This window comes from Nocardia sp. NPDC057663 (assembly GCF_042799895.1).
Taxonomy (GTDB): Bacteria; Actinomycetota; Actinomycetes; order Mycobacteriales; family Mycobacteriaceae; genus Nocardia.
This window is the reverse complement of the sequence record NZ_JBHVHX010000006.1, coordinates 230566-246027: the sequence shown is the minus strand read 5'-3', so window position 1 is coordinate 246027 and position 15462 is coordinate 230566. Positions and strand designations below refer to the sequence as shown.

Sequence of the window (15462 nt, the reverse complement as noted above, 5' to 3'; positions counted from 1 at the left end):
AAGCGATTATCCGAGGGGGACCCAGCCGCTCGCGGACAGCGAATCGTCGTCGTCGGTGGTGCCGATCCCGGGTTTACCGTCGTTGAGATCGTTGATCAGTTCCGAGACCGGATGCGAATCGCTGTAGTGGTAGCCCTGGGCCAGCGCGAAGCCGAGCTCGGTGAGCACCGCCGCCTGGTATTCGGTTTCCACGCCCTCGGCGATGACCTGCAGGTCCAGCGACTTGCTGAGCGCGGCGATGACACCGAGCAGCGGCGGCGCGGGCGAATCGGAGCGGATCGCGGCGACGAAGGACTGGTCGACCTTGAGGATGTCGCTGGGGATGGTGGCCAGGCGGCTCAGCGAGGAGTAGCCGGTGCCGAAATCGTCGATGGCGATGCGCACGCCACGGTCGCGCAGGGTGTGCAGGTTGGTGATCGCGGTCTGGGATTCGGCGGCCAGTTCGCTCTCGGTGACCTCGAGGACGAGCTGGTCGGCGGGCCAGCCGGTGTCGTTCAGGATGGTCGCGACCCGCTCGGCGTAATCGGGTTCGGCCAGTTCCAGGCCGGAGACGTTGACGTTGAGGGTCAGATCCAGCGAGGCGAAGCTCTCCTGCAGCCGGGCGGCGTCGGCGCAGGCGCGGCGCAACACCAGCTCGTCCAGGTCGGAGATGAGGTCGTATTCCTCGGCGACCCGGATCAGGCCCTCGGTGGTGACCTCGGGCTGGGCGTTCGACGACCAGCGCAGCAGCGCCTCGACACCGACCGCTTGGCCGCCGTCCTCGGTCAGGCTGACGATCGGCTGGTAGTGCACGTCGAGGGCGCCGCGGTCGATCGCCTCGCGCAGCTCCACCGCCAGCGGCAGCTGCCGCGACGACTCGAGCACCGTGCGGTTGCGGCCCGCCTGCTTGGCCCGGTACAGGCCGACATCGGCGCGGCTGACCAGCAGCGAGCCGGACTCGCCCGGCTGCCAGGAGGTGACACCGGCCGAACAGCCCATGGTCACCGCGGCACGCAGTTTCTCGGTGAGCAGGATCGCGGCCTGCTCGGTGGTGCCCGGGAGCAGCAGCGCGAAGACGTCGCCGCCGAAGCGGGCCAGCACCTGATCGGGGGCGAGCAGGTCGAGCCAGGTGTCGGCGACCCGCTGCAGCACCGCGTCACCGGCCCGGTGGCCGAGGTGGTCGTTGATCTTCTGGAAGCGGTCCAGGTCGACCAGGACCAGGGCCAGGCCCTGACCGCCGCGGCCTGCCGCATCGATCGCGGGGTTGAGCTGCTTCTCGAAACCGCGCCGGTTCAGCAGACCGGTGAGCACGTCTATGTCGGCGTCGGAGGCCATCCTGGTCAGGATGCCGACGACCACGCCCGCGCCGAAGGTGACGCCGGCCGGGATCATGCCCGACCACCAGGGCAGGCCGCGGTCCGGCAGTACCCACAGGCACAGCGCCATGGCGAAACCGATGTGCGCGGCGGCCTGCGGCCAGGCGAAGAACAGCGCGGCGTCGCAGGCGACGAAGACGTAGAAGGAGGCGAGCGTGATGCCGCCGACCAGGTTCGGGAAGGAGTGCACCGCGATCGTCACCAGGACGGTGGCGGTCGCCAGGTAGAGGTGGTGCAGGGCATGCGGCATCCGCGGTCCCCACGCCAGCAATGTCAGACCGAGCACCAGCGCGACCGCCGCCGCCGTACCGACCAGCAGCCGATTACCGTCGTCACCCGGTGCGACGGCAGTGATCGTCAGGCCGAGGACACCGCCGAGGACGTAGAACGCCCCCGTTGTCCTGGCCATGACCTTCGCCGTCGCCAACGCCGATGCCGCCCGCACCCGGGTTCGGGTATCGCCGCGCGCCCCGATTCCTCGCACGAGCACCAGCCTAGATGTTGTTCGGTCAGGGCGTTTGCCACATCAACAAATGTGGTTCCGGCAAACAGTGAAGAGCTCTACGGTTTGAGTACGTCGGTGCCGACGAACGGCACCAGCGCGGCGGGCACGCGCACCGAACCGTCGGCCTGCTGATGGTTCTCCAGGATCGCCACGATCCAGCGCGTGGTCGCCAGCGTGCCGTTCAGCGTGGCCGCGACCTGTGCCTTTCCGTTCTCGTCCCGGTAGCGGATCGCGAGCCTGCGCGCCTGGAAGGTGGTGCAGTTCGAGGTCGAGGTGAGCTCGCGGTAGGTCTGCTGGGTCGGGACCCAGGCCTCGCAGTCGAATTTGCGGACCGCCGAGCTGCCCAGATCGCCGGTGGCCACATCGATCACCCGGTAGGGCACATCGATCGCGGCCAGCATCTCGCGCTCCCACGCCAGCAGCCGCTGATGCTCGGCATCGGCCTGCTCGGGGGTGGTGTAGACGAACATCTCCACCTTGTCGAACTGGTGCACGCGGATGATGCCGCGGGTGTCCTTGCCGTAGCTACCCGCTTCGCGCCGGAAACACGACGACCAGCCCGCGTACCGCTTCGGGCCCTGGCTCAGGTCGAGGATCTCCTCGGCGTGGTAGCCGGCCAGCGGCACCTCCGAGGTGCCGACGAGGTACAGATCGTCGTCGGCCAGGTGGTAGACCTCGGCCGAATGCTGACCGAGGAAGCCGGTGCCCGCCATGATCTCCGGGCGCACCAGCACCGGCGGGATCATCATGGTGAAGCCGTTGGCGACGGCCTTCTGCGCGGCCAGCTGCAACAGGCCCAGCTGTAGCAGCGCGCCGGCACCGGTGAGGAAGTAGAACCGCGAGCCCGACACCTTGGCGCCGCGCTCCATATCGATCAGGCCGAGCGACTCGCCGAGCTCGAGGTGATCCTTCGGCTCGAAGTCGAACTCCGGCGGGGTGCCGACCGTTTCGAGCACGATGTAATCGTCCTCGCCGCCCACGGGCGCGCCCTCCTGCACCACGTTGGAGATGGCACGGTGCGCGGCATCGAGGTCGGCGTCGGCCGCGTTCTGGGCGACCTCGGCTTCCTTGACCTTGGCCGACATATCGGTGGCGGCGGCCAGCAGCGCCGGGCGCTCCTCCTTGCTCGCCTTGCCGATCACCTTGCCCATCGCCTTGTGCTCGGCACGCAACGTGTCGGCGGTGGCGACGGCGGCCCGGCGCGCGGCGTCGGCTTCGAGCAGCGCGTCGACGAGAGCGGGGTCCTCACCGCGGGCCCGCTGCGAGGCTCGGACGGCTTCCGGGTTCTCGCGCAGGAATCGGAGGTCGATCATAGGAAAACAGCCTAGTAGCTGATGCCCTGAGGCCGGAACAGGGGCATAGTTGCCGGTGTGAGTACTACTTTCGACACCGCCGTCATCGACAACGCACTCGCCGATCTCACCCAAGGGGAGAAGACCTGGGCCACGACGGATCTGCGTCGCCGCCGCGAACTGCTCGAGGAACTCCACGCGCTCACCGCCCGCAACGCCGAGGCCTGGGTCGCCGCCGCCTGCACCATCAAACAGCTGCCCGCCGACAGCCCACTGGTCGGTGAGGAGTGGATGTCGGGGCCGATGACGATGCTCGGCGGCGCCCAGGCGCTGGCCGAATCGATGGGCGCGCTCGAACGTGGCGCGAGCCCGCTCGACGGTGTCGACTTCGGTTCGGCGCCCGGTGGCCGGGTGTCCGTGCCCGCGCTGCCGCACAGCGGCTACGACAAGCTGCTGCTCAACGGGTTCAGCGCCGATGTCTGGCTGCGGCCCGGCATCGATGCCGCGACCGCGCGGCGCAAGGCGGGCCTGGCCCAGCTCGACCCGGCCGCGACCGGCGGTGTCGGTGCCGTGCTCGGCGCGGGCAACATCATGTCGATCGCGCCGCTGGACACCCTCTACGAGCTCTACGCCAACAACCGGGTCGTCGCGCTCAAGCTGAACCCGATCACCGATCCGCTGCTGCCGGTGTTCCAGGCGATCTTCGCCCCGTTCATCGCGATCGGCGCGGTCCGCATCCTCACCGGTGGCGCGCCCGAGGGTGGCTACCTGGTCACCCACCCGCAGGTCGCGCACGTGCACATGACCGGCGGCGCGCCCACCCACGACGCGATCGTGTGGGGTCCCGGCGAGCAGGGCGCGCAGCGCAAGCAGAGCGGCGAGCCCGCGCTGGACAAGCCGATCACCAGCGAACTGGGCGGCGTCGCGCCGTGCATCGTGGTCCCGGGCGACTGGTCGGCGGCGGACCTGAAGTTCCAGGCCGAACACGTGGCGACCCAGCGGCTGCACAACGGCGGCTACAACTGTGTCGCGGCCCAGACCGTGGTGCTCAGCGCGGACTGGCCGCTCAAGGAGCAGTTCCTCACCGAGCTGCGAGCCGCGATCGACAACGCGCCGTCCCGTCCCGCGTACTACCCCGGCAGCGACGGCCGGGTCGAGGGCGCGCTGGCGGACTACCCCGGTTCCGAGCGGGCCAACGGCCGGGTGCTGGTCGAGAACCTGCCTGCCGGCGATACCCCGCTGCTGCGCACCGAGTACTTCTCCCCCGTCCTCGGTGTGGTCGAACTCGCGGGCACCGGCAACGAGTTCCTCCGCAACGCGGTCGATTTCGCCAACGACGAGCTGATGGGCACGCTCGGGGCCAACATCATCGCGCACCCGGCGACCATCAAGGAACTCGGTGGCGCGCTCGACACCGCGATCGAGGACCTGCGCTACGGCACCGTCGCGCTCAACACCTGGACCGGTCTGGCCTTCCTGACCCCGCGCGCGAGCTGGGGCGCCTACCCCGGCCATACGCTCGACGACATCCAGAGCGGCATCGGCGTCGTGCACAACGCCTTCCTGCTCGACGACGTGGAACGCACCGTGGTGCGCGGCCCGTTCCGGCCCGCACCGCGCTCGGTCCTGCGCGGCGAATTCACCACCACCCCGAAGCCGCCGTGGTTCGTCACCAACAAGACCGCCGCGGCCACCGGCCGCAAGCTGACCGAGTTCTACGGCGACGGGAAGCCGACCCGGCTGCCCGGCATCTTCGCCTCGGCTCTGCGCGGCTGACCTCGACCGGGCCCGGGACGTGCGTTCGGACGTTCCGGGCCGAAGGTCGTGGCACAGCCGCGACCGCGCTGCCATGATGGACCGCGATGTCTGAGAAGCAGAGTGAACCAGCCAAGGGACCGGCGCCGCGCGGCGCCGCCGATTCGCTGCACCTGTCCGCGAACAAACTGCGGTGGGGGCTGCTGATCGGCGCGCTCGGCGCGGTGATCGCGGCGATGGTCACCATGGTCGTCACCGGCTTCGAGAGCGACACGGGCCTGGAGGCGCATCAGCCCGGGTCCGCGCCCGTGGTCAGGGACAAGGAGTTCAGCAGCACGAACGAGGGCGACTGCCTGAGCTGGACCAAGACCGACCGCAGCGACCTGGTGAAGGTGAACTGCGCGGACAAGCACCTGTTCGAGGTGGCCGGGGTCGTCGACCTCAGCGCCTATCCCGGTCGCGAGTTCAGCGGCGGTACCAGGCACCCCGACTCGCTGCGGATGACCGAGCTCAGGGACGAGCACTGCGTGCCCGCGGTGCAGCGGTACCTGGGCGGCCGCTTCGATCCGCGCGGCCGGTACATGGTCAACGTGATGTCGCCGAGCCCGGCGGGCTGGCAGCACGGCGACCGGACGCTGCGCTGCGGCCTGCAGGTGGCGGCCAGCTCGACGAGCCCGGCCGCGACGGGCAGCATCGCGAGTCAGGACCAGTCGAAGGTGCACGCGACCGGCACCTGCCTCGGCATCAACCAGAACCTGCCGACCGATCCGGTCGACTGCGCACAGCCGCACGCGGTCGAGATCGTCGGCACCGTCGACCTGGCGACCAACTTCACCGGCGGGCCGCCATCGGAAGCCGACCAGGACAAGTTCGTCGAGGCCGAATGCAACCGCCTCTCCAGCGACTATCTCGGCAGCCCGGACGCCATTCGGAACAAGACGCTGACGCTGTTCTTCGACTATCTGGAACCGACCAGTTGGCTTGCCGGCAGTCACAAACTGGATTGCTGGCTCGGAAAGGGCGCCGACCGTGAGGGATTCGCGCCGATCGTCGGTTCGGCGCGCGGCGAGATCCTGATCGACGGTCAAGCCCCGGTGCCGCCGCCGAACACCGGCCGCTCCACGCCGGCGCCACTGCCGGGCGCCGCGCCGCTGCCGCCGCAGCCGAAGCCGCGGTGACCGGGCCCGCCCGGATGTCGCCGGAGCGGTTCGAGGAGCTGGTCGGCGACGCACTCGACCTGATCCCGCCCGAGCTGACCGAGGCCATCGACAATGTCGTCGTGCTGGTCGAGGCCAGAAACGACGAGGAACCCTCGCTGCTCGGGCTCTACCACGGGATCGCGCTGACCGACCGCGACAGCTACTACGCCGGTTCGCTTCCGGATACCGTGACCATCTATCGAGAGGCTATTCTCGACATCTGCAACACCGACGACGAGGTGGTCGAGGAAGTAGCGATCACCGTGATCCATGAAATAGCACACTATTTCGGGATTGACGACGACCGGTTGCATGAGCTGGGATGGGGCTAGCGAAAATTGGGTGGGGAATCGATGGAACCGAACGACCCGCTCTCGCGTCCTATCACTCGTAGGGGGAATTCTCGTGGTTCCCGTTAGTCGCCACCAGAAGGAGTCGGGTCATGGTCGGACACGTTCTCGTCACACCTGAAATCGTCCTCGCCGCAGCCGCCGAGCTGGATCTGCTCGCCGAGCGGCTCGCCGTGGCCGCGGGCCTGGCCGGGCCAACCACGCACGTGCTCCCCTCGGGAGCCGAAGAGGTGTCGCTGCTCGCGGCGTCGCACTTCAACCGGGCTGCCGCCACGCACGACAGCTCGGTCGCCCAGGGCATTCTCGAGCTGCACCACGCGGCCGCGACCCTGCGCTCGCAGCTGGTCACCAACATCGGCGAGGACATCGCCCAGGGCGCGGCGATCACCGCGATCCAGATCTAGTCGTACCCGATCCGTCGACGATCATTCATTCAGGGGAGAAACAAGCATGACCGCAGGGATCACCGGGGTCTTCTGGCTGCCGCGGATGGCAGAAGTCAACTCGACCACGCTCAACGCGGGCGCACACGCGATTCCGATCTCGGCCGCGGCCACGTCGTGGGGCACGCTGGCCGCCGCCTGGGGCGATGCCACCTTCACCGTGACGCGCGTGATCGCCGAGATCGGTGTCGGCCTGCAGGGCGTCAACGGCCTCGCAGTGCTCGCCAAGCTCGCGCCGTTCGGCTTCTGGGCGGGCCAGCAGGGCATCATGGCCGCGGCGATGAGCGCCAAGGCCACGGCCAACGCCACCGCCTACACCGTGGCGTCGCTCGCGATGCCGAGCCTGCCCGAGATCGCCGCGACCAACACCGCGGTCGCCGCGTCGGCCAACCCGCCCGGCGTCGTCTCCGGCGCGTTCGAGGCCGCCGAGGTCGCCCGCAACGCCATGGACATCCGCGCCGCGCTGGTGATGGAGACCTACGAGGCCGCCACCACGGCCACCGTCACCACGCCCGGCGAGTTCTCGATGCCGCCGACGATCGCCAGCGGTGCGGGCACCGCGGCGCAGGGCGACTTCGGCGGTGACCCGGTGGCCACCGCGGTCGCTGCGGCGCAGGCCTTCGTCACCAACCCGGGCGTCGTCAGCGCGGCCACCCAGGCGGCCAATGTCGCCGGTGGCGTCGTCAGCAGCGGTGTCGGCACGGTCGGCAACATCGGCGCCTCCGCCATCTCGGCCGCCACCACGGCGACCATGCCCGCGGCCACCGCCGCCGTTCCCGCCATGGCGGGCGTCGGCGCCGCCGGTGCCGCGGCGGGCGTGGCGACCTCGGCGGCCGGTCTCGGCGGTGTCTCGCTCGCACCTGGTCAGCTCAAGATGCCCGAGGGCTGGGGCGCTCCGGCCGCCAGCGCGCCCGCGGCCGCTCCGGTCAGCGAGTCGGTCGTCTCCCGCGTCGACAGCGCACCCGTGCGCAGCACCGGCGCAGGCGCCAACCCGCTGCTCGGCAACCGGGCCGACGGCGAGGACGACGACGAGCACGACGCCATCGACTACGGCCGCTCGAGCGAGCCCTTCACCGACGGCCGCTACACCGCCGAAGGTGTGATCGGCGCCGACATCGCCGGAACGGCCAAGTGACGGTTCTCGGCGGGGGCAGCGGGGGTTCACTGCTCGAGGCCGTCGTGCTCTCGCTCGACGACATGCAGTTCCTCCTGGAGAAGCTGCAGTTCGACGAGATGCCCGTGGTGCTCGACGCCATGGGCCGCTACGACCACATCGCGGCGCACGACGCCGCCATGAAGGCTGCCGAGGCCGCCCTCACCGAACGCGAACTGCTGTTCGGTGAGGTGGTGCAGCCCGAGCTGGCCGAGCGCCTGCGGGTGCTCTACCGGCCGCAGTGGATCATCGCGCTGCGGTGGGTGGTCCAGGGTCACGTGAACCGGTTCTGTCTGGCGCAGGGCGACGACCGCGCGGTCGTCGCCCTGCGCGGGCCGGAGTCCTACGTCATCGACGACGCGGGCCTCGACCTGCCCGGCTCGGTACTGCAGGCGCTCGGGCAGTCCGAAGCGCTCGAGCTGTACGGGATGAACGCTCCCACCGAGGAACTCGCGCCGATCTTCGGTGACACCGGTGACGTCGCGGCCACCACGGAGCGGCTGAGCAAGATCGGCAAACCGGCCGGCGACGCGCCCGCGCTCGCCTCTGCCCTGGTGGAGATCCACTCCTACGCCGAGATCGTCGGCGTCGCCTACGGTGACGGCACCCGCGACATCCAGGACAACCACATCGCCGTGTTCAACACGCGCGCGGGCAGATTCATCATCACCGCCAGCGTCGCCGACGACGGCGTGAAGTGGTCGTCCATCGCCTCGGGCACGAACGCGCGCCTGCGGACCGCGGTCGCCGATCTCATCGAATCACTGCCGATCCGCACCGAATTCCCGACCGCGAAGGCCGACAACCTGGGGTAACTACCCCATCGGGTCGTCGGCCGTCGGCTCGGCCTTGACCGTGAACGGCGGCGTGAACCTGCCCCAGCGCAGGCACTCCCAGCCGCCGTCCGCGGTGGGCAGCAGTTCGATCGTCTCGGTGTTGTCGAGGTGGTTGTTCGTCGTGAACGGCGGCGCCACCCCGGCCAGTGTCTTCGCGACCAGGCGCATGGCGGCGCCGTGGTTGACGACCACCACGTCACCGTCGGCGTCGGCGCTCAGGAACTCCGTGCGCAGTCCTTCGAGGATCGGCACGATCCGGTCGAGCACCTCGTGACCCGATTCGCCGCCGGGCGCCCTGGTATCGAGTTCACCGAGATGCCAGCCGCGGTAGATCTGCTGGAAGAATTCGTGGGCCTCCTGGTCGGAACGCCCGTGTAGCTCGCCTACCTGCACCTCGTACAGGCCGTCGAGGACGTGGGTGGCCGAGCCGGTGGCCGCCTCGATGTAGCTCGCCGTCTGCCGGGCGCGCAGCGCCTCCGACGACACCAGCACCTGCGGCGCGCGCGCCAGGCCCGCACCGAACGCCTTCGCCTGTGCCACACCGCGTTCGGTCAGCGGGAGACCGGGCACCTGGGTATCGAGGATCTTCGCGACGTTCCCCTCGGTCTCGCCGTGCCGCACCAGCACCAGCTTCGCGCGTGTAGTCATAGGTCAGCGACCCCCTTTCGCAATTGCGTCAACCATTCTGCGGCAGGTTCGTCCGACGGGGGCGGCGTACCGACCGCCGAGTACGCGGGCCACGATCCGAGGAACCGGACCCGCGCGGTGCGATGCAATGCCTTCAACGTCTCCGCGACCGCCGGGTCGTCGATGTGCCCGACGCAGTCCAGGTAGAAGCGGTAGGTACCCATCGAGGTCCGGGTCGGCCGCGACTCGATTCTGGTCAGATCGACTCCGCGGGTGGCGAATTCGGCGAACGCGTGCATCAGCGAGCCGGGCTCGTTCGGCAGTTCGAGCACGATCGAGGTGCGATCGGCGCCGGTCGCGTGCGGCGCGACGCCCGGCCGCGTCACCAGCACGAACCGGGTGATCGCCTGATCATGGTCGGCAACCCCGGCGGCCAGGGTGGCCAGTCCGAGGCGCTCCCCGGCCAGTGCCGTCGACACGGCGGCGTCGGCGGTTCCCGCGGCCACGTCCTCGGCGGCCGCCGCGTTGGAGGCCGACGTGAACGGCTGCGCCGCCGGCATGTTCCGCGCCACCCATTGCCTGACCTGTGCCGCCGCCACCGGGTAGGCCGCCAGCGTGCGCACCTGGTCGAGCGTGACGCCCTGCCGTGCCACGATCGTGAAGCTCACCTCGAGCTCGGTCTCGGCGACGATCTGCAGCCGCGGCCCGATGGCCAGCGAATCCAGCGTCGCCGGAATCGACCCTTCGACGGAACTCTCGATCGGCACCACCGCGCCGTCGACATCGCCCGACCGGATCAGATCCAGTGCCGCGCCCTGACTCGGCGCGGCTACCCGCTCGACCGGGCCGTCGAAGGCCCCCGAGTTCTCGAACTTCGCCAGAGCCATCTCGGTGAACGTCCCGGACGGCCCGAAATACGCAATACGAGGCACACAGAAAGATTAGCTGGATCGTTGTCCGAAGTCGGCCCAGCTCAGGAATCCAGTGCCAGGAGAGCGCGCGTGATCGCCTGCTCATCGTCGGTTTCGATGGCGAGCAGAACCGTACGGGTGGCTTCGATGGCCGGGGGCTTGAGCGAGGTCAGGAAGTCGACATCGGGGTTCGCGAGCGCGGTGGGGATGTCCTCGCCACAGAGGGCGGCAACCGTACCGGCGACGATGGCGAGGGCACGTGGCCCGTCGGCGGTGCGGGCGACGAAGCCGTGGTCGGCGTGCGCGATGCGAACCAGGAAGGCCGCCAGTTCGGCATCGGGGATGTCGATGTCGACGACTTCCGCGGTGTCCGGTGCGCTGCCCCGCGGCCGGACCAGGCCCGCCACCAGGCTGCGGCGGGCGGGCGTCGACAGGGTGACCAGGACGGGTTCGGCGGGGGTCGCGTGGTCGTCGTGCGTCATCAGACCACCGTAGATGCGGAGTTTTCGACGATTCGGCGGGGTGTCCTCTTGCGCGAAGCGGCTCTGTAACTTAGCTTAGGTTTACCTAATCAACAGTTCGCGGAGGTTGTCATGTCGAGCCCCACCACGATCCTCGCGCCGACGACCGCCGAGCGCGTCCGCAGCGCGTGTGCGCACGCGGAGACGGCGATGCTCGCGCTGCCCGGCATCGATCCGGTGCCGACCACACTGCATCACCTGCGGCGGTGCGGCGACGCGGTGATCGCGGTGCCCGCCAGTTCACTGGCGGCGGCGCTGGCCGCGACGGCGAACGAGACCTCCGCGGTGCTCGAACTCACCGATCACGCGCCGCTGCCGCTGCGCGAGCCGGTCCGGGCACTGGTGTGGTTGCGCGGCTGGGTGCGGCAGGTGCCTGCGCAGGCACAGCGCGCGCTCGCCGTCGAGATCGCCAAGGAGTTCCCGCATCCGGGCCTGCTCGATGTGGGGCACGGGGCCACCCTGCTGCGCGTCGTGGTGAATTCGGCGGTGCTGGCCGACACCTCCGGCGCGGAATCGGTCGACCACGCCGACCTGCGCGCCGCCTCGGCCGACCCGTTCTGCGAACTGGAGAGCGCCTGGCTGCAGCACATGGCCGAGGACCACGCCGACATCGTCGCCCAGCTGGCCCGGCACCTGCCCGCCCGGCTGCGCGGCGGAATGGTGCATCCGCTGGCCATCGACCGCTACGGCCTGACCCTGCGCGTCGAGAGCACCGAGGGCGACCACGACGTGCGGCTGGCCTTCGCCACGCCCGCCGACGATGTCGAATCGCTGAGCAAAGCGGTGCGCATCCTGGCCGGCTGCCCCTACCTGAACGGCCTGCGCCGCATCTGAACCCGGCCACTGCCCGCCGCACCGCGGGCTGCCTACACTGCGCCACATGCGCGTCGACCCTCCGGACACCCAGCTGAGCGAGCGGGAACGGTTCGGTCTCCGAGTGGAGATCGCCGTCGTCCTGCTGGTGACCTTCGGGCTGAGCGGAATCAGTGCCGGTCTGTCGCTGCTGGATTCGGCGCTGTCGCCGGGTGGTCTCGGCGGGCGCACGATCGCCCTGAACGCCTCCCGGTCGGACAACTCGCTGATCGACCTGCTGTTCCAGCTGGTCAGCATCACCCGGCTGCTGGCCTGGGCCGCGCTCGGCCTGTACCTGTTGTGGCGCAGCGGGATCGGGCCGCGGCTGATCGGACTGGCCAGGATCGGACGCGCCGATGTGGTGCCGGGCTTGGTGCTGGCCGCGGTGATCGGCCTGCCCGGGCTCGGGCTGTATCTGCTCGCGCACGCGCTGGGATTCAGCGTCACCATCGTGCCCAGTTCGCTGTCGGAGCACTGGTGGAGGTTGCCGGTGCTGATCCTGTCGGCCTGTGCGAACTCGGTGGCAGAGGAAATACTGGTGGTCGGCTATCTGATCACCCGGCTGCGACAGCTCGGCTGGTCGGACAACCGCTCGCTGGTCGCGTCCGCGCTGCTGCGCGGCAGCTACCACCTGTACCAGGGGATCGGCGGCGGCCTCGGCAACATCGTGATGGGCCTGCTCTTCGGGCGATACTGGCAGCGCACGAATCGGCTGTGGCCGCTGATCCTGGCGCACGCGACGATCGACGCGGTCGCCTACCTCGGCTACACCGTGCTGCGCGGTCGCGTCGGCTGGCTGCCGTGAGCGGCGTGTCACGGCGAGTCTGGCCACATCCCGGCGTTTCGCGCTAACGCGGGCGCCCGAGCGGGGTATCCCAGTAGTGACCCAGCGCGCACAACCGACCCGCGCTCCCGACGATCAGTAGAGTGCCCCAGTGATGAACGGCGACGATCCCCGCGATGACCCGCGTAGGCGCCGGGTGCCGCCGCAGGCAGGCCGCCCCGGTGGTCCTCTGCTGCCGCCGCCCGGTCGCGGCGACGGTCCACGTCAGGGCCGTCCGCTGCCGTCCGGCAACGATCCGACGGTTCGGCACGGCAACCCGCAGGCCGGGCGGACGCCCCCGCCCGACGAGGGCCCGACGGTCCGCTACAACCCCGCGCCGCGCCGCGAACGGCCCGCCTCGCACATCGAGCCGACCCAGGTCCTGCACCGTGACGGCCGCGGCGGCGAGCCGCTGGCCTACTCGCAGATGCCACCCGAGCAGCCGCGCAGGCACGCGCCGACGCAGCGCCCGGTGCCGCACCGCGAGCCGGTCCGGCACGCGCCGACGCAGCGCCCGGTCCCCCACCACGACGCCGTCCCGCCCCGGCGCACCACGCCCCCGCCCACCGTGGGCAGGCGGGCCCAGCCGCCGCGGCGGCCGCGTAAGCGTCATCCGTTCCGGTGGCTGATGGTGATCGTGGTGGCGCTGATCGCCGGGCTGATCGCCGCGGTCGTCCACCTCGACGACTCGCTCACCCGCATCCCCGCCCTCACCTCCTACAGCGACCGGGTCGGCAATACGCCGGGCACGAACTGGCTGCTGGTCGGTTCCGACGGTCGCGGTGGCCTGTCGACCGAACAGGAGCAGGAACTGGCGACCGGCGGCGATACCGGTCCCGAACGCACCGACACGATCATGCTGGTACACATCCCGTCCGCCGGACCGACCACGATGGTCAGCCTGCCGCGCGACTCCTATGTCAGCATTCCCGGCCACGGCAAGGACAAGCTCAACGCGTCGTTCGCCCTCGGCGGTGCGCCGCTGCTGGTGCAGACCGTCGAGATCGCGACCGGGCTGCGGATCGACCACTACGCGCAGATCGGCTTCGGCGGTTTCGCCGGCGTCGTCGACGCGCTGGGCGGAATCGAGATGTGTCTGGACGAGCCGATCGTCGACCCGCTCGCCGGGCTCGACCTGCCCGCGGGCTGTCAGCAGCTGAGCGGGCCCGAGGCGCTCGGTTTCGTGCGGACCAGGGCCACCCCGCGCGCGGATGTCGACCGGATGAACCATCAGCGGACCTTCATGGCGGCGATGTTGAAGAAGGCGACGAGCATGGGCACGCTGGCCAACCCGTTCGCGCTGTGGCCGATGGCCACCGGCGTGGCCGATTCGCTGAAAGTCGATGACGGCGACCACATCTGGAACCTGGCCGCGCTCGGCTGGGCGATGCGCGGCGACACCGTCACCACCAGCGTGCCGATCGGCGGCTTCGACGACACCGACGTGGGCAACGTGCTGCTGTGGGACAAGTCGAAGGCGCCCGGCTTCTTCGAGGCACTGGCCAACGACCAACAGATTCCCGAGGACCTGCTGACGCGGTAACGTCGTCTGTATGGCCGAGGACCGTTCGTTCATCGAGCTGCTGCGGGACCAGATCCGGCATGGGCTGACCGCCGCGCAACAGTATCTGGCCGCCGCCGTGTACTTCGACACGCAGCGACTACCCGAGTTGGCCGCGCAGACCTATGCCCGGTCGGCGGAGAATCGCGGGCATGCGATGCGGATGGTCCAATATCTGCTCGACCGAGATAATCCGGTGACGATCGGGGGCCTCGACGAGGTGCGCTCCGATTTCGATTCGCCGCGCGCCGCGATCGCCTTCCTGCTCGACCACGAGCGGGCGGCCACCGCGCAGATCAGCGGTCTCGCCGCGGCGGCGCGGACCGCCCAGGATTATCTCGGTGAACAATTCGTGCAGTGGTTCCTCAAAGAGCAGGTGGCCGAGGTCGCCGAGATGAGCACGCTGCTCACCGTGCTGGACCGGCAGCAGAATCTGTTCGACGTGGAGGAATTCATTCGGCGCGAGCTGACGAACGCGGTCCCGGCGGACAACACAGCGCCGAAAATGGCTGGGGCAGGGCGGGTTTAGTTAGGGAATACTTGGTTAGGAAATACTTCCCTCAATAAGGTTGCACTTGGATGACAACCCCTGTGACCAGCGCTAATGTTGCCGACATGTCGAGTCATTCGGAAACCCCGCGCAGCAAGTTCCACAGCCTGCTTCAAGATCAGATCCGACATGAGTTCAACGCCGAACACCAATACATCGCCATTGCGGTGTGGTTCGACAATGCCGATCTGCCGCAGCTGGCCAAGCGGTTCTATGCGCAGTCCGTGGAAGAACGTAACCACGCGATGATGATCGTTCAATACTTCCTCGACCGCGATATCAACATCGACATCGCGGGCATCGATGCGGCCAAGTCGCATTTCGAGGATGCTCGTGAGCCGATCGCGCTGGCATTGTCCCAGGAGAAGACGGTCACCGACCAGATCATCCAACTGGCCAGCACCGCCCGCGAGGAAGGCGACTACCTCGGCGAGCAGTTCATGCAGTGGTTCCTCAAGGAGCAGGTCGAGGAAGTCGCGCGCATGAACACGCTGCTCAACATCGCCGACCGGGCCGGTTCGAACCTGTTCGACCTGGAGAACTTCATCGCGCGGGAGATGTCCACCCCGTCCGACGCGTCCGGTGCTCCGTCCGCCGCCGGCGGCCACCTCTGACGTTCGCCCGGATTCGGGGGGCGCCCCCCGCGCCGCCCAAAACGCGAGGGGGTTGAGTTAAAAGCCGGGGGTACCAGACCCCCCCCCGGCCCGCGCGCGCCCCACAGTAAACACC

General features: G+C 69.4%; 16 protein-coding genes. 11 read left to right on the top strand and 5 right to left on the bottom strand.

Annotation, left to right across the window (positions count from 1 at the left end):
* Nucleotides 1-6: 6 nt before the first annotated feature.
* Together ACFVAV_RS16720 and serS are read right to left on the bottom strand one after the other, a co-directional pair.
* Nucleotides 7-1839: a putative bifunctional diguanylate cyclase/phosphodiesterase gene (locus tag ACFVAV_RS16720; RefSeq protein ID WP_379035780.1), complete on the bottom strand. Its 1833-nt coding sequence runs from the start codon at nt 1837-1839 to the stop codon at nt 7-9.
* A 77-nt stretch (nt 1840-1916) separates the two neighbouring features.
* Nucleotides 1917-3173, bottom strand: coding sequence for a serine--tRNA ligase (gene serS / locus ACFVAV_RS16715; protein WP_379035779.1), 1257 nt, complete (start codon nt 3171-3173; stop codon nt 1917-1919).
* Nucleotides 3174-3230: 57 nt separating this feature from the next.
* On the opposite strand from serS, the gene ACFVAV_RS16710 reads away from it, so the two are divergent.
* From ACFVAV_RS16710 to ACFVAV_RS16685, 6 genes are all read left to right on the top strand, one after another.
* Nucleotides 3231-4928 (top strand): aldehyde dehydrogenase family protein, encoded by a 1698-nt coding sequence (locus ACFVAV_RS16710; RefSeq protein ID WP_379035778.1) that lies wholly within the window; start codon nt 3231-3233, stop codon nt 4926-4928.
* 86 nt (nt 4929-5014) lie between these two features.
* Nucleotides 5015-6085, top strand: a complete 1071-nt coding sequence (locus ACFVAV_RS16705) for a septum formation family protein (protein WP_379035777.1) — start codon at nt 5015-5017, stop codon at nt 6083-6085.
* A gap of 14 nt (nt 6086-6099) precedes the next feature.
* On the top strand, nt 6100-6438 hold the full coding sequence (locus ACFVAV_RS16700) for a metallopeptidase family protein (protein ID WP_379035776.1): 339 nt from the start codon (nt 6100-6102) through the stop codon (nt 6436-6438).
* A 110-nt stretch (nt 6439-6548) separates the two neighbouring features.
* Nucleotides 6549-6860: a PE family protein gene (locus ACFVAV_RS16695; RefSeq protein ID WP_218717458.1), complete on the top strand. Its 312-nt coding sequence runs from the start codon at nt 6549-6551 to the stop codon at nt 6858-6860.
* Nucleotides 6861-6906: 46 nt separating this feature from the next.
* Complete coding sequence (locus tag ACFVAV_RS16690; RefSeq protein WP_379035775.1) at nt 6907-8034, top strand: PPE family protein; 1128 nt, start codon at nt 6907-6909, stop codon at nt 8032-8034.
* A complete protein-coding gene (locus ACFVAV_RS16685) occupies nt 8031-8867 on the top strand; it encodes an ESX secretion-associated protein EspG (RefSeq protein WP_379035774.1) in 837 nt (278 codons plus the stop codon). The genes ACFVAV_RS16690 and ACFVAV_RS16685 overlap by 4 nt, the downstream gene beginning before the upstream one ends.
* On the opposite strand, the gene ACFVAV_RS16680 is transcribed toward ACFVAV_RS16685, so the two are convergent.
* From ACFVAV_RS16680 to ACFVAV_RS16670, 3 genes are read right to left on the bottom strand one after another with little or no spacing between them, the layout of a single operon-like run.
* Nucleotides 8868-9536, bottom strand: coding sequence for a histidine phosphatase family protein (locus ACFVAV_RS16680; RefSeq protein WP_379035773.1), 669 nt, complete (start codon nt 9534-9536; stop codon nt 8868-8870).
* Nucleotides 9533-10447 (bottom strand): prephenate dehydratase, encoded by a 915-nt coding sequence (pheA, locus tag ACFVAV_RS16675; RefSeq protein ID WP_379035772.1) that lies wholly within the window; start codon nt 10445-10447, stop codon nt 9533-9535. Before pheA ends, ACFVAV_RS16680 begins: the two co-directional genes overlap by 4 nt.
* Nucleotides 10448-10488: 41 nt before the next feature.
* Nucleotides 10489-10908, bottom strand: a complete 420-nt coding sequence (locus tag ACFVAV_RS16670; RefSeq protein WP_379035771.1) for a hypothetical protein — start codon at nt 10906-10908, stop codon at nt 10489-10491.
* Between the two features lie 111 nt (nt 10909-11019).
* On the opposite strand from ACFVAV_RS16670, the gene ACFVAV_RS16665 reads away from it, so the two are divergent.
* From ACFVAV_RS16665 to ACFVAV_RS16645, 5 genes are all read left to right on the top strand, one after another.
* The gene (locus ACFVAV_RS16665; protein ID WP_379035770.1) at nt 11020-11781 is read left to right on the top strand and encodes a DUF2470 domain-containing protein; all 762 of its coding nucleotides are present in this window, start codon (nt 11020-11022) and stop codon (nt 11779-11781) included.
* Between the two features lie 46 nt (nt 11782-11827).
* Nucleotides 11828-12604: a type II CAAX prenyl endopeptidase Rce1 family protein gene (locus tag ACFVAV_RS16660; protein ID WP_379035769.1), complete on the top strand. Its 777-nt coding sequence runs from the start codon at nt 11828-11830 to the stop codon at nt 12602-12604.
* Nucleotides 12605-12737: 133 nt separating this feature from the next.
* Nucleotides 12738-14165, top strand: a complete 1428-nt coding sequence (locus ACFVAV_RS16655; protein WP_379035768.1) for an LCP family protein — start codon at nt 12738-12740, stop codon at nt 14163-14165.
* Between the two features lie 10 nt (nt 14166-14175).
* Nucleotides 14176-14712, top strand: coding sequence for a ferritin (locus tag ACFVAV_RS16650; protein WP_379035767.1), 537 nt, complete (start codon nt 14176-14178; stop codon nt 14710-14712).
* 86 nt (nt 14713-14798) lie between these two features.
* Nucleotides 14799-15347 (top strand): ferritin, encoded by a 549-nt coding sequence (locus tag ACFVAV_RS16645; protein WP_379035766.1) that lies wholly within the window; start codon nt 14799-14801, stop codon nt 15345-15347.
* The last annotated feature ends 115 nt before the right edge of the window (nt 15348-15462 follow it).